Origin of the sequence: Flavobacterium sp. (assembly GCF_035456225.1) — a bacterium.
GTDB lineage: Bacteria > Bacteroidota > Bacteroidia > Flavobacteriales > Flavobacteriaceae > Flavobacterium.
The window spans coordinates 1-19987 of record NZ_DATIDM010000054.1; the positions used below are offsets into that span (position 1 = coordinate 1).

General features: G+C 38.6%; 16 protein-coding genes, 1 tRNA gene and 2 pseudogenes. 4 read left to right on the top strand and 15 right to left on the bottom strand.

Features of this window, described 5'->3' with window-relative positions:
• The 4 genes and pseudogenes from VLB74_RS03060 to rpe all read left to right on the top strand — a co-directional run.
• A pseudogene (locus tag VLB74_RS03060) lies at nucleotides 1–200 on the top strand (hypothetical protein); the annotation flags it as partial.
• 100 nt (nucleotides 201–300) lie between these two features.
• Nucleotides 301–1020 (top strand): hypothetical protein, encoded by a 720-nt coding sequence (locus VLB74_RS03065; RefSeq protein WP_325201996.1) that lies wholly within the window; start codon nucleotides 301–303, stop codon nucleotides 1018–1020.
• A gap of 136 nt (nucleotides 1021–1156) precedes the next feature.
• Nucleotides 1157–2020, top strand: coding sequence for a sigma-70 family RNA polymerase sigma factor (locus VLB74_RS03070; protein ID WP_023573483.1), 864 nt, complete (start codon nucleotides 1157–1159; stop codon nucleotides 2018–2020).
• Nucleotides 2021–2397: 377 nt separating this feature from the next.
• Entirely contained in the window at nucleotides 2398–3063 is a 666-nt protein-coding gene (gene rpe / locus VLB74_RS03075) for a ribulose-phosphate 3-epimerase (RefSeq protein WP_325201997.1), read from the top strand.
• 31 nt (nucleotides 3064–3094) lie between these two features.
• Here the strand turns inward: rpe and VLB74_RS03080 are convergent, their stop codons facing one another.
• The 15 genes and pseudogenes from VLB74_RS03080 to VLB74_RS03150 all read right to left on the bottom strand — a co-directional run.
• Nucleotides 3095–3517: a CBS domain-containing protein gene (locus tag VLB74_RS03080; RefSeq protein WP_325201998.1), complete on the bottom strand. Its 423-nt coding sequence runs from the start codon at nucleotides 3515–3517 to the stop codon at nucleotides 3095–3097.
• A gap of 72 nt (nucleotides 3518–3589) precedes the next feature.
• On the bottom strand, nucleotides 3590–4897 hold the full coding sequence (locus tag VLB74_RS03085) for a TolC family protein (RefSeq protein ID WP_325201999.1): 1308 nt from the start codon (nucleotides 4895–4897) through the stop codon (nucleotides 3590–3592).
• The gene (locus VLB74_RS03090; RefSeq protein WP_325202000.1) at nucleotides 4887–7973 is read right to left on the bottom strand and encodes an efflux RND transporter permease subunit; all 3087 of its coding nucleotides are present in this window, start codon (nucleotides 7971–7973) and stop codon (nucleotides 4887–4889) included. The genes VLB74_RS03085 and VLB74_RS03090 overlap by 11 nt, the downstream gene beginning before the upstream one ends.
• Nucleotides 7974–7989: 16 nt before the next feature.
• The gene (locus tag VLB74_RS03095; protein WP_325202001.1) at nucleotides 7990–9048 is read right to left on the bottom strand and encodes an efflux RND transporter periplasmic adaptor subunit; all 1059 of its coding nucleotides are present in this window, start codon (nucleotides 9046–9048) and stop codon (nucleotides 7990–7992) included.
• 108 nt (nucleotides 9049–9156) lie between these two features.
• The gene (locus VLB74_RS03100) at nucleotides 9157–9966 is read right to left on the bottom strand and encodes a zinc-dependent peptidase (RefSeq protein WP_325202002.1); all 810 of its coding nucleotides are present in this window, start codon (nucleotides 9964–9966) and stop codon (nucleotides 9157–9159) included.
• 300 nt (nucleotides 9967–10266) lie between these two features.
• The gene (locus tag VLB74_RS03105; RefSeq protein ID WP_325202003.1) at nucleotides 10267–10653 is read right to left on the bottom strand and encodes a hypothetical protein; all 387 of its coding nucleotides are present in this window, start codon (nucleotides 10651–10653) and stop codon (nucleotides 10267–10269) included.
• Nucleotides 10654–10657: 4 nt separating this feature from the next.
• Nucleotides 10658–12928 (bottom strand): cation:proton antiporter, encoded by a 2271-nt coding sequence (locus VLB74_RS03110; RefSeq protein ID WP_325202004.1) that lies wholly within the window; start codon nucleotides 12926–12928, stop codon nucleotides 10658–10660.
• A 122-nt stretch (nucleotides 12929–13050) separates the two neighbouring features.
• The gene (locus tag VLB74_RS03115; RefSeq protein WP_325202005.1) at nucleotides 13051–13770 is read right to left on the bottom strand and encodes a LytR/AlgR family response regulator transcription factor; all 720 of its coding nucleotides are present in this window, start codon (nucleotides 13768–13770) and stop codon (nucleotides 13051–13053) included.
• Nucleotides 13736–14476 (bottom strand): sensor histidine kinase, encoded by a 741-nt coding sequence (locus VLB74_RS03120; protein WP_325202006.1) that lies wholly within the window; start codon nucleotides 14474–14476, stop codon nucleotides 13736–13738. The genes VLB74_RS03115 and VLB74_RS03120 overlap by 35 nt, the downstream gene beginning before the upstream one ends.
• Nucleotides 14477–14717: 241 nt before the next feature.
• Nucleotides 14718–14791: transfer RNA gene (locus tag VLB74_RS03125), tRNA-Arg, on the bottom strand.
• Between the two features lie 82 nt (nucleotides 14792–14873).
• On the bottom strand, nucleotides 14874–15323 hold the full coding sequence (locus tag VLB74_RS03130) for a GatB/YqeY domain-containing protein (protein WP_325202007.1): 450 nt from the start codon (nucleotides 15321–15323) through the stop codon (nucleotides 14874–14876).
• 178 nt (nucleotides 15324–15501) lie between these two features.
• The gene (gene ftsZ, locus VLB74_RS03135) at nucleotides 15502–17514 is read right to left on the bottom strand and encodes a cell division protein FtsZ (RefSeq protein WP_325202008.1); all 2013 of its coding nucleotides are present in this window, start codon (nucleotides 17512–17514) and stop codon (nucleotides 15502–15504) included.
• Between the two features lie 12 nt (nucleotides 17515–17526).
• Nucleotides 17527–18936: a cell division protein FtsA gene (ftsA, locus tag VLB74_RS03140; RefSeq protein WP_325202009.1), complete on the bottom strand. Its 1410-nt coding sequence runs from the start codon at nucleotides 18934–18936 to the stop codon at nucleotides 17527–17529.
• Nucleotides 18937–18945: 9 nt separating this feature from the next.
• Entirely contained in the window at nucleotides 18946–19668 is a 723-nt protein-coding gene (locus VLB74_RS03145; RefSeq protein WP_325202010.1) for a cell division protein FtsQ/DivIB, read from the bottom strand.
• A 72-nt stretch (nucleotides 19669–19740) separates the two neighbouring features.
• A pseudogene (locus VLB74_RS03150) lies at nucleotides 19741–19987 on the bottom strand (UDP-N-acetylmuramate--L-alanine ligase); the annotation flags it as partial.

The following is a 19987-nucleotide window of genomic DNA, read 5'->3' on the forward strand; positions in this document are numbered from 1 at the left end:
ATTACACTAAAAAAGAAAACGGAAAAATCCCGGATTACCGCTACCAACTGCTTTGGGAACCTGAAGTATCACTGAATGAAAAAGAAACGACGCTTTTTTTCTATTCTTCTGACATAAAAGGAATCTTCGAAATCTCGATTGAAGGTTTTACAGATAAAGGAGATGCCGTATCGGTTAAAAGAAGCATACTCGTAGAATAATCAACCGAAATATCTGACATTTAATCGATTTACAGAGGCAACATCATTTTTCTGAAAATGAAAGTAAGTAAATTTATGTTCATCTTAAAAATCGGACAGCATGAGAAAAATTATTTTTCTTTTCATCATTGGTTTATCTTTCTTGAGTTGCGCGGATGACAATAATTCGTCATCATCAATCCCTGCTGATGAGCAGCTTTCCACAGGCCCCGAAGCAAAATCCGAATACGATGCCAGCAGCTATGGGGTATATAAAGGTATTTTTATTGGTTCGTCAGGAACCGTCTATGTAAACATTTACAACAACGGATTGGTTTCAGCAAAAATGAAAATCAACGATGTCGATTATAATTATACGACAACCGAAAGTGTAAGTGAGGGACAACCTATAACAGGTTTAACATTTACAAGCGGAAGTTCCTCATTTGATTTTAGTGTTGATGCCGATGGCGAAAATCCAACTATAGACAATTTAAACATCAGCGGACACCCTAACCCATATGCACAGATACTCAAAGAATATTCTTTTGAACACATCAAATGTTATCTGGGCACTTTTAGCGGGGATGACAGCGGGGTCTTCAATATCGCCACAACTTCTAATCCTGAAACTCCAAATGACAATTACACACTTGGATTGGCAGTTCCGACCGGTGAAATAAACGCAATTTATCTGGACGGCATCGTAAGCGGGACATCTATTTCAGGCACGTTCGAAGGAGGCACATTCTCTGGTACTATCAGCAAGAATACCATGAGTGGAAATTGGCAAAACGAGACACTACAAAGCGGAAGCTGGACAGCTACGCGAAAATTATAGGGTTAGTTATTCTGTTTTAACAGCTCTTTCAGCATTTTTTTTCTGGGAGAGCTGTTATTTTTTAAAAACAGTGTAACTTTTTCTGCATTATAGACGTATAACAATCTGAACACTTAAAAGACAAGGAGATTCTTAGATGAGACAACTTAAAATCACCAAGCAGGTTACCAACCGTGAAACCGCTTCTTTAGACAAATACCTTCAGGAAATTGGGAAAGTTGATTTAATTACTGCAGATGAAGAGGTAGAATTAGCACAGCGAATAAAAGCCGGAGACCAGAGAGCATTGGAAAAGCTGACAAAAGCCAACTTGCGTTTCGTGGTTTCAGTAGCAAAGCAGTATCAGAATCAGGGATTGACTTTACCCGATTTGATTAACGAAGGTAATTTAGGGTTAATTAAGGCCGCGCAACGTTTCGATGAAACCCGCGGGTTTAAATTTATATCGTATGCCGTATGGTGGATCCGTCAGTCGATCCTTCAGGCATTGGCCGAGCAGTCGCGTATTGTTCGTTTACCATTGAATAAAATTGGTTCGATTAATAAAATCAATAAAATGTATGCTTTGTTAGAACAATCTAACGAGCGTGCTCCTTCAGCAGAAGAAATTGCACAGGAATTGGACATGACAGTTAATGACGTAAAAGAGAGCATGAAAAACTCCGGCCGTCATTTGTCAATGGATGCCCCGCTTGTGGAAGGTGAAGATTCTAACTTGTATGATGTATTGCGTTCAGGCGAATCACCTAATCCGGACAGAGAATTAATACACGAGTCGTTGCGTACAGAAATTGAAAGAGCTTTAGAAACACTTACTCCGAGAGAAGCCGACGTAGTTCGTTTGTATTTCGGTTTAGGCGATCAGCATCCGATGACTTTGGAAGAAATTGGAGAAACTTTTGATTTAACCCGTGAGCGTGTTCGTCAGATTAAAGAGAAAGCCATTCGCAGATTGAAACATACTTCAAGAAGTAAAATTCTTAAAACTTATTTAGGATAATTTGAAATGTCAAAAAAAAGTTGTAATTTAAATTGTTTATTTTAACTTTACGCACTTGAAATTTGACCTCTATTCCTGAAAATATTAAAAATAACAACAGTTTCAATAACTGTTCGTTTTTTGATTGATGATTGAAACTCCGGCTGATTACCGGAGTTTTGCTTTTTATTAATCAAAACTCCAGTCTGTTCGCGTTAAAACGCTCGGGTTTCCGGAGTTTTGCTTTTTATATCACGCCCTGTGAAATGGTTATCAATTCATCGAAATTCTAAAACCGCTTAACATACCCTACAAAAACACGTAACCCATTATCAATAACTTTAACTATCTTTGCACAACAATACAACAATACAACAACACAACAATACAATTACAAAATGAGCAAACAAGCAATTATAGCACCATCGGTACTTGCAGCAGATTTCGCCAACTTACAGCGCGATATCGAAATGATCAATAAAAGTGAAGCCGATTGGTTCCACATTGACATTATGGATGGCGTTTTCGTTCCGAACATTTCTTTCGGGATGCCGGTTTTGGAAGCAATCAATAAACATGCAAAAAAAACCATTGATGTTCACCTGATGATAGTCGATCCGGATCGCTACATCAAAACATTTAAAGAATTAGGTTCCGATATTCTAGTGGTTCATTATGAAGCCTCCACGCATTTGCACCGCACTTTACAGGCTATCAAAGCTGAAGGCATGAAAGCAGGAGTGGCGCTAAACCCTCATACCAGCGTATCACTTTTGGAAGATCTTATCAATGATATTGATTTGGTTTGCATTATGAGTGTTAATCCAGGTTTTGGAGGTCAGTCTTTCATTGAAAACACATATAAGAAAATAAAACAACTTAAAGAAATCATCATTAGAAACGGCGCTTCAACCCTTATCGAAATTGATGGAGGAGTAACCAATAAAAACGCAAAACAACTTGTTGAAGCAGGTGCAGATGTATTGGTAGCCGGAAGCTACGTTTTCAGGGCAGAAGACCCTATTGCAACCATCGCAGATTTGAAAAAAATCACTGAAATATAATAAAAAAGGCGCTTAATTTCAGCGCCTTTTTTTATTCATACTGGTCAATCAAATACCTGATTAAATCAGTTGTAGTCACCATACCTATCAGTAAATCACCTTCGCAAACCGGCAGCGCGTGAAACTCCCTTTTTGCCAGGATTTCGGCCGCCTCTTTTATTGAAGTCTCCGGTGTTATCGTAACCAACTTTTTAGACATAACCTGCTCAATGGTAAACATGTTATAAACGGTCACATCAACCACTTCATCTTCGTCATCGGCGGCATCTGCATAAGATATCTTAAGCAAATCCGTATAACTCAAAATGCCTAAAATTTTATTCCCGTTAACCACAGGAATGTGGCGGATTTTATGTTCCTTAAACAAACTCTCGGCTTTAGTCAAATCGTCTGTCAAATTCAGTTTCACAATATTCTGCGTCATGATGGTGGACACGTCTACATGTTTTTTCATAGGACTATTATTTTGACAATGAGAAAATTACATCCATAAAGTTACAAAATAGACAACAAATATCCGACCTTATCAGAATTTTATATTTCCGGCAATTTCCTGCAACATCACTTCTGAAATTTTGGCCTGAAATTTGGCACTGGTATTTCTCGCTTTAACATTAATATAGTTCTCCTGCGCGTTTCTGAATTCTATTGTCGGAATCGATCCTAATTTGAATTTCTCCACTGTGATTTCAAGATTCTTTTTGGCAATCTCTTCATTGTGTTCTTCCAATTTAGCCAAAGCCACATTGGTCAGATACATTTGATACGTCGAATGCAGTTGAGAGTTTACCACTTGTTTTTGTTGTTCTATAAAAAGCGTAGAGTTTTCAACCTGAAGTTTGGCCACTTTTTCATTTTTTGTTTGCAGAAACCCGTTAAAAATATTCAACGAAGCCGATACACCGTAATTAAACCCATTACTTGAAGACTGCGAAACGAATCCTAAACTGGACTCTGATTTATTGAAATTATAACCTGTATTTAATCTTACCGTGGGGTACCTTTCTGCCTTCACCTGCTTTAAATCCAATTCGGCTACTTTTTTATTGATTATAGCCAACTGCAACTGCAGATTTTGTTTTTCGACCAAATCCTCCAAATCCTTCAACTGCAATTTGTCGTCAACATGAACTTCTTCCACTACAGTAAAATCGGTTGCCATATCACGCGCTAAAAGTTCGTTCAGATTTACTTTTGTGATTTGAAAAACCTGCTTAAGCAACAAGATATTAGACAAATCCTGATTCAAATCAACCTCCGCGTTTAACACTTCCAGTTTGGAAGCTTTCCCTATCGAAAAACGGTTTTCTGCCAACTTTAATCGCTGTTTGGAAATCATAATCGTCGTATCCAACGCCTGAATCAACTGTTGTTGTTTTACTAAATCGTAGTAAGTAGTCATAACGTCACTGACTTTCGTCAAAACCATCAGTTTTAATTGTGTCTCTCCTTGTTTTTCAAATGTTTTCAACTGATCATAACGGGCAAACATTTTAAAACCATCAAAAACGGTCCATCCTAAATTCGCACCGTAAGTCATTGTGTTGTTTTTAGCATCATTCAGTTCACGGACCTCACCCGTTGACTGTGTTTGCTTGGTATTTTGGATATTATTGTTCTGACTGAATGTTCCATCTATCCTAGGCAACATCCCCGCATTAGCAATACTTTTATTCTCTTTGCTAACTTCCAGTTCATTTGCGGAAATTTTAATATCGTAATTATTTTTCAATGCAATCTGCACCGCCTCCTCAACCGTTAAAACCTCCTGGGCTCCACAGTTGAAAACAGCCGTTAACAGCAATGCTATTTGATACAAAATTTTATTTTTCATATTTATCGATATTATCAAATTCAGGTCGGTGTTTCTTTTCCCTTGACCACATTAAATAAACAGCCGGAATCACGAATAACGTTAACAATAAAGAAAACAAAGTTCCGCCAACGATAACTACCCCCATCCCAATTCGACTGGTTGATGCAGCTCCTAAAGACAATGCAATAGGCAACGCGCCCAAAGCAATAGCCAAACTCGTCATTAAAATAGGACGCAATCGGGATTCGGAAGCTTCTAAAATCGCCTGATATTTGGGTTTCCCCTGTTCCCTCAACTGATTCGCAAATTCTACAATTAAAATACCGTTCTTCGTCACCAGACCAATCAGCATCACTGTTCCGATCTGACTGAAAATATTCCAGGTTTGTCCGAACAACCAAAGTGAGAACAACGCTCCCGCCACCGCCATCGGCACCGTTAAGATAATAATAAATGGGTCTATAAAACTTTCAAATTGAGCCGCCAATATTAAAAATATCAGCAACAATGCCAACCCGAAAGCAAAAGAGGTATTCGAACTGCTCTCTTGAAAATCTCGTGATTCGCCACTTAAATCGGTTGTAAAAGTATCATCCAATACTTTTTCCTTAATACGCTCCATGGCATCAATCCCGTCTCCGATACTTTTCCCTGGAGCCAGACCGGCAGAAACCGTCGCCGACATATAACGATTATTGTGATATAACTGCGGCGGACTGCTTTGCTCTTCCACGGTAACCAAATTATCTAACTGAATCAATTGCCCGCTGGAACTTTTCACGAAAATCGAAGTCAGATCCATTGGTGCATTTCGGTCTTTTTTATCGAATTGACCCATTACCTGGTATTGTTTACCGTTCATCATGAAATAACCAAAACGCTGTCCGCTTAAAGAAAGCTGTAACGTTTGCGCAACATCGATTACCGAAACACCAAGGCTTTGTGCTTTTTCCCGATCGATGGTCACATATATTTCAGGTTTGTTGAATTTCAGGTTGACATCCGAATTGGAGAACGTCGGATCATTTTCCACTTCATCCATAAACTGCGGAATCTTCTGTTCCAGTTTTTTAAAATTCGGCGCTTGAATCACAAACTGAATCGGCATTCCACCTCTTCGGTTTACGGCAATTGTCGGTGATTCCGAAACATTTAATTTCGCTTCCGAATATTGCTTGGTCCATTTGGTCAGATTTTCCGCAATTTCTTTTTGCGACTTTCCCCTTTCCTCCGGCTGAACCAAGGCTATCCTGGCTCTCCCTGAATTTACAGAAGAAGATCCAAACCCGGGAGAAGTGATAATCAAACTTACTTTTTTCTCCGGAATCGAATCGTTTACCAGCTCTGTCAGTTCGCCCATAAAACGATCCATATAGTCATACGAAGCACCTTCGGGGGCAGTTACGTTTACGCTGATAAAACTACGGTCGTCGTACGGAGCAGTCTCTTTTTGAAGAACATTGAAAAATATAAAAATCAATCCGAAACAGCCAATCAATATTGGGAAACTCAACCATTTTTTCTTCATAAAAGCCGTCAGTGTTTCGGCATAAGACGAATTCATTTTCTGAAAAAACGGTTCAGTCAAATCGTAAATTTTAGATTTTTTCTGCTCGCCGCCTTTCATCAGATAAGCGTTTAGCATTGGCGTAAGTGTTAACGATACAAATGCCGAAATCAATACGGCAGCACCAATCACCACACCAAATTCACGGAACAATCTCCCCACAAATCCTTCAAGAAAAATCACAGGAAGGAAAACCGCTGCCAGAGTGATCGAAATGGAAATTACCGCAAAGAAAATCTCATTGGAGCCTTTTATAGCTGCTTCGATAGGTGTCATGCCCTCTTCCACTTTCTTGAAAATGTTTTCGGTCACCACGATTCCGTCATCCACTACCAGCCCAGTCGCTAATACGATTGCCAGTAATGTTAGTACATTAACCGAAAACCCGCACAAATACATGATGAAAAAAGTTGCAATTAATGAAACCGGAATATCAATTAGCGGACGGAAGGCAATCGCCCAATCCCTGAAGAACAAATAAATAATCAAGACTACAAGAACAATGGACAACAGCAAGGTTTCCGCTACTTCCAGAACGGCTTTTTTCACAAAAACCGTGTTATCAACGGCAATATTCAGTTTAAAATCTTTTGGCAGATCTTTTTTTAACTGATCATATTTCTCATAGAATTTTTCGGCAATGTCGAGATAATTGGTTCCGGGTTGCGGAATAATGGCCAAACCTACCATCGGCTGACCGGAATCTGACAATTTCGTTTCCAGATTTTCCGCTTCCAAAGAGGCTTTTCCTATATCGCTGAGGCGGACAATTTTATCCCCTTCCGCTTTAATGATAATATTATTGAACCCTTCTTCCGTAGAAATATTTCCGAGGGTCTTCACTGTAAGTTCGGTGTTGGCACCTGTTAATTTTCCGGAAGGCAGTTCTACATTCTGCCTATTCAATGCAGCACGCACATCCGCCACCGTACAACCGTAAGAAGCCAGTTTTACCGGATCAATCCATAAACGCATGGCGTATTTACGCTGTCCCCAAATCTGAACACTACTCACGCCCGGAATCGTTTGCAGACGTTGGGAAAGTACATTATCAGCATAATCCGTCAGTTCAAGAACATTTTTATTGTCACTTTGAACCGTCATGGTAATAATGGGTTCCGAATCCGCATCGGCTTTAGAAACTACCGGTGGCGCATCAATATCCTGTGGCAGACTTCGAACTGCTTGCGACACCTTATCGCGAACGTCATTAGCAGCCTCTTCCAGATTTTTATCGAGATCAAATTCGATATTAATATTGCTTCGTCCCTGACTGCTGGAAGACGATATATTTCTGATCCCATCAATGGAATTTACCGCTTTCTCTAAAGGCTCAGTAATTTGAGATTCGATAATATCAGCATTCGCACCGGAATAATTCGTCTGCACCGATATTTGTGCCGGGTCGATGGATGGAAATTCACGCACTCCCAAAAAAGTGTACCCGATGATTCCGAAAAGTATCAGCAACAGGTTGAGTACAATGGTAAGTACGGGTCTTTTTATACTTAAAGTGGATAAACTCATAATCTGTACTTTTATCTTACTTTAAATTTACTTTTACAGGCGAATCTTCTTTCAGCATCATAACGCCGCTGGTTAAAAGGGTATCCCCTGCTTTAAGACCGGATAACACTAAAACCTCTTTGTCGGTACGGGCTCCGGTTTCCACCATCACTTCTTTTGCTTTTCCTCCAATCGAAATAAACACTTTTTTTCCGTTTTGAACCGGAATCAAAGCTTCGGTCGGCACCAATAAGGCATCATTAATTTTATCCAACGGCAATGCAATGCTTGCAAAAGTCCCCGGAATCAGTTTCCCATTTGGATTATCAGCAATGGCTCTCATTTTTAAAGTTCGGGTTTCCACTTCAATTCCAGGTTCGATGGCATAAACTTTCGCCAGAAATTTTTCAGTGGAACCCGCCACGGTGAATGAAAGTTCGGTATTGATCTTCATTTGCGTAGCGTATTTTTCAGGGATGGAAAAAGTAATTTTCACCTGATTGGTATTTACCAGATTAGCGACAATCGTTGTTGGAGTAACATAAGTTCCTTTGGAAATGGAACGAAGTCCGATTTTACCTGAAAAAGGAGCTTTCACAGAAGTTTTGGCAATTTGGGCCTGAATCAATTGTGTTTGTGCTTTTGCCGAACGAAAATCAGCGCTTGCGACATCATATTCTTCCTGGCTTATGGCTTCTTTTGCCAGCAGTAATCGAGCTCTTCTCTCGTTTTCCGAAGCTAAAGTCTGTTTTGTTTTTGCCTGCGACAATTGGGCGCGAAGTTCAAGATCATTGATCTTAAAAAGCTGCTGTCCTTTGGAAACAACCGTTCCTTCGACAAAATTGATGCTTTCCACAATACCGGAAACCTCGCTGCGAATTTCTACCTGTTCATTCGCATCAATCGAACCTGAAAGTGATAGATTATCGGAAAAAACCTGTGGCATTAAAACAATACCGGTGACTTTTGCCGGTTTTTTATCTCCGCCTTTGTCTTTTCCTTTTCCTTCTTTTTCTTTATTTTCGGATATTCTGTAAAAAATCAAACCTCCCAAAACGATGGAAAGCAGTAAGTAAATTATGTATTTGGGTTTCATAAGAAATAGGATATGTGCTTTATGACTCCAATATTTGGATTTGGTTTAAACAAAGCTACTTCTTAATCTTTTTTTTAACAGACCTTTAGTATAGTATTTAACAAAATTTTAGCGACTGCCTTTGAAATTGATCATCAATTCAACCTTATGGTACAATTCCGGGAATTCTCTTTTGAATTGATCTGGGCTCTCAAAAAAATGCTCCAGTATAACAGCCAGAAACTCATACTTGTTGGTATAAGCATAAATCCGGAAGTAGTTTGACTCAATCAGGCGTTTTGCATTAGGCAGATGATGGATATCCCGCATTATTTCATCAAACATGCCCGAAAATATATTCATACTGGTATTATTGCTTTTCATGGCCTGAAAATTAAGCGCATGGGCAAATTCGTGAAGTCCCAGATTGTGATTGTTATTTTGGATGCTGAAGCCCTGTTGAAAATCCTTCCAGGAAAAAGCGATTACCTTAACCCTCGGATTAAACTCGCCTTTATGGTATTGTGCCGTTGTAGTGGAATAATATTCGTCGGGATAAATTAATATATGCTCAAAAACATCATAGAGATAATTTTTCATTCCGAAAGTCAGCATCGTGGATGTGGCCGCTATATGAACTTTCATCTGATCATTGACTACCAAACCGGATTTACCGACAAATTCATATTCTGCAATAAAATTCACTACGCGGTGTTCAAAATACTTTTTCTCTTTTCTGGTAAGCTTACTATAAAAAACGAATTCGTTTCTTAAGAATACGCGCTGCGAACGCTTTAAACGTTTTAAAAAAGGATAAAAGTGAATGTAAAGAGGTTTATTTAAGAGCGCAACGTACACTTTCTCGAATACCTTAAAAAGGAACAATCCGACAAAAATAAACGCAACAAAACCGAACAGAAACGCTTCCAAGAATTCCAATTTACAGATTTTAGTGGCTTAGTTATTTTTCACTTGCTTAAAAAACAAGATCCATCATTTCTAACGGACCGTCTAAAAATAAAAAAAAAGAAACAAAACCCAACATTTTGTCTCTTTTTTTATTGTGGTGCTGAAAAGAGTATATTTCATGAGTAACGGTTCTCCTTTTAGCGCTTAGTAAAGAGAATTAAACGGAAAAGAACTATTTAACATTATTCACTAAATTCAAAGGAGGCTGTTTTTCTTTAACCTATCGATTTTGTTTGGTAAGTTCTTAAACCATCATGAGAATCGCAACCATCAAAATTTATAACCCAGACCGTAGGTCCAAATCATTCTGTCTAAAATATCATATCCGTAGTAAGGAACTATAAACATCCATTGTTTGTAATCGAGAATTGGGGAAACGCCTAACTTCGGATAGGCCTTTTCATCAAAAACAACCAATGATGGAAATGCACCAACTCCAATTTTTATATTTTTATTGCATTTGTATTTAAGGCTTGGTCCACCAACATTTATCCCAATAATCTTATCGCCGAAAGAAAGACCAATCATTCCTTCAAAACCAATCTCAATCTTTTTTTCAGCCTTAGTTTTGAATTCTGCTTCGTTTTGAGAGAAACTAGCATGCGTAAAGAGTAACGAAAACAACCATGGCAAACCCTTATTGAAACCAATATTCATATTTTTAGGGTTTAACAATTAATATAGAAGGTGTATTATTAAGCCAGACCCCTTGAGAGGCTATTTGCTTTTTCCAACTGTCCAAACTTATAATCATCAGATCCTGTCGTTCTAAAAATTCCTTTTTCATTGTTCTGTCCTGTGTGAGCATAATATGGTTAGGTGCTATTTGTTCTATGGCACGGACCGTTTCCTGAATTGCCTGATTATTCTTTATTTGACCAACGGCATCCAATACCGTAATTTGAGAACCATTATTGTGAATTAATTTTTGGGCGAACTCAATTAAAAAAGCGTCTTCTTTACTAAAAATGGGAATAAACACCTGATTGACTTCTTCTAAATTTTTATCTACAAGAATCCCTACAGGCATTTTACTGTTGGCTATAATCTGTCTTGTTCGCTCATCAAACGGCGAATTTTCAAACAAGCCTTCCTTACCGGTTATTTTATCTATAAAGCGATCGGGATTAATAATTCGTGTTGTAAAACCAAGTATTTTACCAAGAAGAGTACCCTCAAAAATAGATTGCCCTAAGCCGATTAACAACAAATCGTAATCTCCGTGATTGGCAGTCTCCGTGATTTCAGAATCGATATCCGTGGAAATTTTAAACAGAGTGATTATTTTTTGGTTCAGACTTTCCGATTCGGCAATCAATGGTAAAAATGTTTCTTTTTCATAATCTTTCACATCGAAAGTATGCACCTCCGAACTTAAAGACAAATGCATTGCCGTTACAACTGTATTTCCGGTTTGTTTCTTTACCAAACAGTTTGCGATTTTCAATAATGATTTCCCTTTTTCAGGAGTGGCAAAAGAGATCAGAATTTTATATTTGCTTTTATTTCCAATTTCTTCTGGAATCATCGTAGGTTTTGTCCTGAACGCATAATTAATCAAGTCTAAAGCAGGGCCCGTCATGAAAGTGGTCACTAAAGCCATAATCACCATCATGGTGAAAATTTCAGTTGACAATACGCCCAAATCGTAACCGATATTCAACACCACCAGCTCCATCAACCCTCTTGTGTTCATCAATGCCCCAATAGACAGACTGTCTTTCCAGTTATGACCAACAAATTTAGCCGCCAAGGCACTGCCAAAAAATTTACCCGCAACCGCAACGGTAATAATTACTCCGGCAAGTTGCCATAAATGAGGCTCGTTCAATAATCCGATCTGGGTTCTCAAACCGGTAAAAACAAAAAACAACGGAAGCAAAACAATTACGGATACGTCTTCCACCTTTTCAATGAATATATTACGGAACTTGCTGTTTTCAGGCATGATGGTTCCAGCCATAAAAGCACCAAACAAGGCATGGATTCCTATCAACTCCGAAGCATAAGACGACAATAGTAACGTTAAAAAGAAAATCGCGACCACAGGCTTATTCAAACTTTCCCGTGTGGTGTTTAAATCCCCGACTCGCTTCAAAAAAGGGCGAACCACCTTAAGCATGAGCATCACATAAATGATGGCCAATGCCATAACATACAAGGAACTCATAAAAGAACCTGCTTTTACAATCGCAATCACCGCTGCCAGAATGCACCATGCGGTAATATCGTCTGCTGCCGCGCAAGTAATAACAATACTCCCTAATTTCGTTTTATGAATCCCACGTTCCTGAACAATTCTGGCTAAAACTGGAAAGGCAGTAATACTCATGGCGATACCAAGGAACAATCCGAAAGAAATGAATTCAACACCCGCCGGAGCAAAAGAAGCATAAATAAAATAGGCTAATCCCAACCCTAAAGCAAAAGGGATAATGATACTGGCATGACTTATAACAACGGCGTCATGAGCTTTATTTCGCAAGGCTTTCAAATCAAGCTCCATACCGATAACAAACATGAAGAGAATCAGTCCAACCTGACTTAAGAATTGCAAATTCCCCAAAGAATCTTTTGGAAACAGCAGCGCTGAATATTCAGGAAAATACATACCGATTAAGGACGGACCTAAAACGACACCGGCAATAATTTCACCCACTACGGATGGCTGACCGATTTTACGGCATACCCATCCAAAAAAACGGGCCACTAAAATAATGGTAACAATTTGAGCCAAAAGAATGGATAAAGGATGCTGCAGGTTATGCATCATGGAAGAAACAAAATCATTCCAATGTCCGGTTTCCGTTTGATTTGAAATAATATTGCGCCCGGCTTCAAGTGTTTTTCCTTTCAAAAGCGTCCAATACATCAGAGCCGAAAAGCCACCAATTATTATTACATAAAAAAACGAATTTTTAAGGTTTCTCATCCTTTCAAAAATTTAAATTAGCATTATTTGAGCACAAATATGGTGCGCTATTTTTGAGGAAGGAAAAGAAACGAGAGGTAATTTCTGTTGAATGTAACAAGAATGAAAAACTTTGTAATAAGTTAGATTTTCACTTTCAATAAAAAATCAGATCGATAGGTTTCGCTCAAAGTCAATGTAATGAGTTTTTTATTGTTTTGTTGCTGCTGCAGTGTTATTACATTATGGCTGAAAAACTTCACGGCAGCCATAGCAACAATCTCTTTTTTATTAATTCTGCAGAAATCGGCGTCGGGAAGTTGGCTCAACAGGAAGTCAAAATTAATATTCTTCAAAACCAAAGTGCTGCCATCCATCATAAACAGTTCTTTGTCCCTGCTGTCTGTTGCCGCTGTCTTAATGTATTGCATTTGATGAAAATACAACAATGCCTTGCCCTTATCCGTATTTAACTGAATCTGCTTTTGGGCAAGTGTAGGTTTGTTAAACGATTCCAACGCTTTAACAACGGCTTTTTGCAAACGCTCTTTCGTTACCGGTTTTGTAATGTAATCAACCGCATCAACCTCAAAAGCTTCCACGGCATAATTTTTATACGCAGTGGTAAAAACAACTAATTTATTTTGGAGCAAACTTGCAAGGTACAAACCGTCCATGCCCGGCATTTCTATGTCTGATATGCATAAATCGAAATCGAGCGCAGGCATTTCGGCTAGTAATTTTTCCGGATTGTCAAATGCCTTTACAATTTCCAATTCAGGGATTTGCTCACAAAGCATTTTCAGGTAGGTCAGCCCCTGCAATTCATCATCCAACAGTAAGCACCTGAGTTTTGTATTCAAGGAGATTAATTTTTAAGTGAGCAATATAAACGTCATTTTCAACAAACCGATCCAATTTGAATTGATTTTTATATAAAATTTTTAAACGTTGTTCCAAAGTAGCAGCGCCAATACCGCTCCTCTCTTTTTTTAATGCCTTTTTATCTGAAATCTTATTGGAAACCGTCAAATAAAAACAGTTATCCTTAAATTCAAATACGATTGAAATAAACGCATCCGAACTTTGCAAATCGGCATGTTTAAAGGCATTTTCAATTAAATCTATTGAAATTAAAGGTGCCAGTAAATTTTGTTCATAGAGCTTTTCTCCTTCTTTTATTTTGGTTTTCACTTTCAGTTCGAAAAGCGGGCTGACTTTTGTTTTATTGATTTCTATAAGATTCAAGGCAAACTCGATTTCCTCTTTTGGGGTGACGAATTTCTTTTGGCTTTCATATAGAATATAATCCAGCACATTTGCCAATTTATCTAACGCGAAATAGGTTTGATAAGCATGGGATTGGATGGAATTGAGAATGTTTTTAAAAAGATGCGGATTAAATCTTGATCCGAGGTTGTCTAAGTGCAGATCGTTCACTTTCATTTCGAGCAATGAAAAATTTTCCTGTAATTTTTTTTTCTCTTTTCCCGAACGGAACAGATATATGATGAGAAAAACAATACCGATCAGTAATAATATAATAATTGATAATAATATATAAACCATAGCATTGTCTGTTGATTTCTACTTTTCAAAAAACAAAATTATCATTATTTTTTTGGAATGAGCGTTTTGTAACTTATTTTCAAAAACTATATCCCTTAGTTGACATATTCTCCCTTCGTGAAAAATACAGGAATAACAATAAGGACGACCATTTTGAAGTAAATCCACAAATGGATAAAAACAAAAAACCTCTTAAAACAAGAGGTTTTTGAGAAAAAAATTCGTTTTACATTTTAAGTTGTGACCTCGGAGGGGTTCGAACCCCCAACCCTCAGAGCCGAAATCTGATATTCTATCCAGTTGAACTACGAGGCCAGTATTTTAGGAGAAGAATATAGATTAAAGAGAAAGAGAAAAGACTCTTATCAAATCTAAATTCTAAATTCTAAATTCTAAATTAAGATAATAATTTTTTAACGATAGTGGAAATTGTTTTCCCTTCAGCAGTCCCGCCTAATTTTTCAGTAGCCAATCCCATTACCTTACCCATTGATGCCATTCCTGATGCTCCGGTCTCTGCAATGATTTGCGCAACCACAGCTTCCACTTCCGCTTCTGAAAGCTGAGCAGGCAAGAATTTCTCGATAACCGCTACCTGAGCTAATTCCGGTTCTGCTAAATCGGCACGGTTCTGATCTGTAAATATCGCTGCACTGTCCTTACGCATTTTTACCAATCGCTGTAACAACTTGATTTCATCAGCTTCTGAAATTTCTTCTTTTGAACCTGAAGCAGTCTGAGCCAATAATAATTCAGATTTTATCGCTCGTAACGCTTCTAAAGCTACTGTATCTTTTGCTTTCATGGCAGTTTTCATTTCTTCCATGATTTTTGCTGCTAAACTCATATTCCTCAATCTGTTTTTCTATTTTCTAATTTTGATTACAAAATCCAAATGACTTACTCCCGAACCTCTTCCTATATAACTATTAGGACAGAAACCATTTTTATTTTGCAATGCGAAGATAAAAAAATAACCCGAAACATTTCGGCTTCGGGTTAAAGGTTTCTCAAAAAAAGGTTAGTTAGTCCACATTATCATGAAGGAAGGAATTATTGGAACGCAACTGAACGTCGTCGTTACTATCCATTCCCAAAGACATGCGGGATTTACTGTTATCGATGGAAGCCGAATTTAAATCCACTCCCATTCTTTTATAAGCGGGTTCCTTTTCCAATTCATTAACACGACTTGCGCTGTTATTGAATTTGTAGTTGAACTCTTTCATTTTTCTTTTGCGCTCTTCAGCACGCATACGCAACGTTTCTTCAATGGTCATTTCTACCGGTGAAATTTCGTCGTAATGCGCTTGGGTTTGCACCGGAGCTGGAGTCGGAATTTCTGCTACAGGAGCCTCTTCTGCTCTTTTCATGGTAAAGTTCAATTCGGCCGGAACAGGCTCTTCTTTCACTTCTGCCGCTACCGGTTTTGAATTTGCCAATTCAGTTTCTTTTTCCATGTAATCATCCAAAGAATAACGAATCACCCCGGATTCATTTACTTCAGTAACCGGAACTACCTGCACCGGCTCATTCACTTTCATTTCACGGGTTTCTTCCGACAAATCAAAAACCATACGGTCATCATTGGTTGAAACACCTCCATTTGTCAAATCAAAAGAAAATGTGATCTGCTCCTGAACTTGCTCAATTTCAGATTTAGCGATTTCCGGCCTTACAATCTCTGCGCCGAAAACCTCTATTTCACGAACGTCTTTTATTTCAAATTTTGCCTCTTCAACGATTGGCGAAACGATTTCGAAAAATACGTCTAAATTATTGATGAATTCAGAAGTCGGAATCAAATCCACTTCTGCTATAGGCTTTTTTGCCTCAACCACTTCCACCTCCTCTTCCAATGTAAACACAACCTTTTCTTCAACCACCGGAGTAACTTCAGCTACAATCGGGTCTGCTTTTGGCTCTTGTGTCGGAATTGAAAAATCAAACGATGGAACAATCGGTTTTTGTGTTAAATCCTGAACCAATTTCTGCTCACCCTCCAAAGCGTGAATAATTTTCTTTGGCTCCGTATTTACGATTTCCGCTTGTTGTTCTACGTTAAACCCTGTTGCGATAATTGTTACCGCCACAGCGTCTCCTAACGATTCGTCTTCTCCAACCCCCATAATGATGTTGGCATTGAAGCCCGCTTCCGTTTGGATATGATCGTTGATTTCTCCAATTTCGTCAATTGTAATTTCATTGGTTCCGGAAACAATAAGCAACAATACATTTTTAGCACCTGTAATCTTATTGTCGTTCAACAATGGAGAATCCAACGCATTGATAATCGCATCTTTTGCACGGTTTTCACCTGATGCAGTAGCTGACCCCATGATTGCCGTTCCGCTGTTAGACAGTACGGTTTTAGCATCTTTCAAGTCGATATTTTGTGTATAGTGGTGAGTAATTACCTCTGCAATACCACGTGAAGCTGTTGCTAAAACTTCGTCAGCTTTAGAGAATCCGGCTTTAAAACCAAGATTTCCGTAAACTTCTCTTAACTTATTATTATTGATAACAATTAAAGAATCCACCTGCTTTCTAAGTCTTTCAACACCTGATAACGCTTGGTCCTGACGAACTTTTCCTTCAAATTGAAACGGAATGGTAACAATACCTACAGTAAGAATATCTCTTTCTTTAGCCAACTGCGCGATAACCGGAGCAGCACCTGTTCCTGTTCCACCACCCATACCGGCTGTAATGAATACCATTTTAGTATTGGCATCCAACATTTTTTCAATTTCCTCGATACTCTCTAAAGCGGATTGCTGTCCTACTTCAGGATTTGCACCTGCACCAAGACCTTCCGTCAAATTAACGCCCAACTGAATTTTATTTGGTACAGAACTATTTTGCAACGCCTGTGAATCGGTATTACAAACGATAAAGTCCACTCCTTTAATCCCTTGCTTAAACATGTGATTGATGGCATTGCTACCACCTCCACCTACACCAATAACTTTAATAACATTTGATTGATTTTTTGGTAAATCAAATGAGATGCTTCCATAATCTGAATTGCTTTCCATACTGTATCGGTTTTATTCTGCGTTATCTAAAAATTCTTTAATTCTTTCTATATACTTATCAAAAAAGCCTTTTTTTATTTTATCTCCGGTAGATTCCTGTATTTCCGGCTGTTTTCCGTTATGGCCCTGCTGTTGCATTTGCTGTACCGCTTCCACCGGCTCCAAAACTTCTTCTACCCGTTCCTCAATTACAACTTGAGGTTTGATTTCAATTTTCGGTTCTTCTTTTTTTATTTCCACTAAAGGCGTTGCACTTTTAGTATTATTACGGATACTGTTCATCACCAAACCAACCGCTGTAGCATACATCGGACTTGAAATTTCCTCATCAGAATCGCCGGCCAAATGCTCGTTCGGGTATCCGATTCTTGTATCCATCCCTGTAATATACTCCACCAATTGCTTGATGTGACTTAATTGTGCACCTCCACCGGTCAACACAATTCCGGCAATTAACTTTTTACGCGGATCCTCATGTCCGTAGGCTTTGATTTCTGCAAAAACCTGTTCGATGATTTCCACTACGCGTGCGTGAATGATTTTCGAAAGGTTTTTCAACGAAATTTCCTTTGGCTCACGACCTCTTAATCCCGGAATAGAAACAATCTCATTGTCTTTATTTTCACCCGGCCAAGCAGATCCGAATTTCACTTTTAACAATTCCGCCTGTTTTTCGATAATCGAACAGCCTTCCTTGATATCTTCAGTGATTACGTTACCTCCAAAAGGAATAACAGCAGTATGACGGATGATACCATCTTTAAAAATGGCCAAATCCGTAGTACCTCCTCCTATATCGATCAACGCAACACCGGCTTCTTTTTCTTCCTGACTTAAAACCGCATCAGCAGATGCCAACGGCTCCAAGGTTAATCCTGACAAATCCAATCCGGCACTCTTAATACATCTTCCCACATTTCTGATGGAAGAAGCCTGACCTACCACCACGTGAAAACTGGCTTCCAAACGGCCACCATACATTCCGATAGGCTCTTTAATTTCCGATTCGCCGTCAATTTTGAATTCCTGCGGCAACACGTGGATGATTTCCTCACCCGGCAACATTGCCAATTTGTGTACCTGATTAATCAACAAATCGATGTCAGCATCACCAATCACCTCTTCGGGATTACTTCTGCTGATATAATCGCTATGCTGAATACTGCGAATGTGCTGGCCGGCTATACCTACCACCACATCGTTGATCTTGTAACCTGAATCCGCCTCGGCATCAGCAATAGCCTGCTGAATAGACTGGATTGTCTGTGTAATATTATTCACAACACCACGAGCCACACCAAGGCTTTTGGATTTTCCAACGCCTAAAATCTCCAGCTTCCCATATTCATTTTTCTTGCCAATCATCGCAACAATCTTGGTAGTCCCGATGTCTAACCCTACTGCAATACTTTCTTTTTCCATAATCTCCTTCTATTTGGTGCACACAACCTGTTGTGTAAACTTCAAATTAATCATTTTATACTCGCCTATCAAAGTGTCCTTTATCGCATGTTGGAAGAAAGCTTTGTAATTATTAAACTTCTTATCAACATTGATCGGTCTCCCGAAAAGAATTTCATAATTGTAATTCCTGTTGGTCATCAATAAGCTACCTGACTCCAAAATCCTGGCGCCGGTAATGTTTTTTTTCAAAAAATCATCATCGTGGATTTTTTGAAAAACCTCCGTCAGACCTTTTCTGTTTTCATCATTTATTTCCCCAAAAACAAGCGGTACTCTTGCGGAAAAATTATCCGACAAAGGCATTTTATTTCCTTCGTAGTCAATATAATACGAACTTACTTCGTTACTCACTCTAGCGATTGGGGTCTTTTGCGTTACGAGTGCTTTTAGAGTTCCGTCAACAGTAGCATAAACCTGCGCATCGGCAATCATTTCATGATTATCGAGTTCAAGCTCTAATCTATTCAAATCTACTTTATCTTTTCGTATGCTCGTAACACTGTTAAAATTTTGTATTAACAAGTTATTAACCATTTCATCGGTAACAAAAGGCGTGTTTTCCCCAAGGAATTTCACTTCGGTTTTAACTAATTTTCTATCTTCATTTCGCGTCGCCGAGAACGAATACAGAAAAATCAGCACACCTATCATGAGCACTATCCGAACGTCTGTCCATTTAATTTTTTTCATCTCATTAACTTTATTTTCATCGGTATTCGAAGCAATTGCCAATTGAATCAATCGCAAGCAACCCCAAGTTTATTAACGGTTCGCTCCACTTTCCAACGCTTTCTTAATATCCGGAACCATTTCACCTACATCGCCGGCGCCTATTGTAACAATCACTGGAGCATCAGACGCTTTCATCAGCGAAATCAAGTCTTCTTTCTGAACCAGTCTTTTATTGTCATTTGTCATTTTATCCAACAACCATTGCGATGTAATCCCTTCCATCGGCAACTCTCTGGCCGGATAGATCTCCATCAACATCACTTCATCAAATTGCGAT

Bases quoted from the DNA above. Each gene is read 5' to 3' on its own strand.
- ftsZ (WP_325202008.1), bottom strand. From the start codon at position 17,514: ATGGAAAGCAATTCAGATTATGGAAGCATCTCATTTGATTTACCAAAA.
- ftsA (WP_325202009.1), bottom strand. From the start codon at position 18,936: ATGGAAAAAGAAAGTATTGCAGTAGGGTTAGACATCGGGACTACCAAG.
- VLB74_RS03080 (WP_325201998.1), bottom strand. From the start codon at position 3,517: ATGAAAAAACATGTAGACGTGTCCACCATCATGACGCAGAATATTGTG.
- VLB74_RS03070 (WP_023573483.1), top strand. From the start codon at position 1,157: ATGAGACAACTTAAAATCACCAAGCAGGTTACCAACCGTGAAACCGCT.
- VLB74_RS03090 (WP_325202000.1), bottom strand. From the start codon at position 7,973: ATGAGTTTATCCACTTTAAGTATAAAAAGACCCGTACTTACCATTGTA.
- rpe (WP_325201997.1), top strand. From the start codon at position 2,398: ATGAGCAAACAAGCAATTATAGCACCATCGGTACTTGCAGCAGATTTC.
- VLB74_RS03145 (WP_325202010.1), bottom strand. From the start codon at position 19,668: ATGAAAAAAATTAAATGGACAGACGTTCGGATAGTGCTCATGATAGGT.
- VLB74_RS03110 (WP_325202004.1), bottom strand. From the start codon at position 12,928: ATGAGAAACCTTAAAAATTCGTTTTTTTATGTAATAATAATTGGTGGC.
- VLB74_RS03105 (WP_325202003.1), bottom strand. From the start codon at position 10,653: ATGAATATTGGTTTCAATAAGGGTTTGCCATGGTTGTTTTCGTTACTC.
- VLB74_RS03065 (WP_325201996.1), top strand. From the start codon at position 301: ATGAGAAAAATTATTTTTCTTTTCATCATTGGTTTATCTTTCTTGAGT.
- VLB74_RS03085 (WP_325201999.1), bottom strand. From the start codon at position 4,897: ATGAAAAATAAAATTTTGTATCAAATAGCATTGCTGTTAACGGCTGTT.
- VLB74_RS03130 (WP_325202007.1), bottom strand. From the start codon at position 15,323: ATGAGTTTAGCAGCAAAAATCATGGAAGAAATGAAAACTGCCATGAAA.
- VLB74_RS03095 (WP_325202001.1), bottom strand. From the start codon at position 9,048: ATGAAACCCAAATACATAATTTACTTACTGCTTTCCATCGTTTTGGGA.
- VLB74_RS03120 (WP_325202006.1), bottom strand. From the start codon at position 14,476: ATGGTTTATATATTATTATCAATTATTATATTATTACTGATCGGTATT.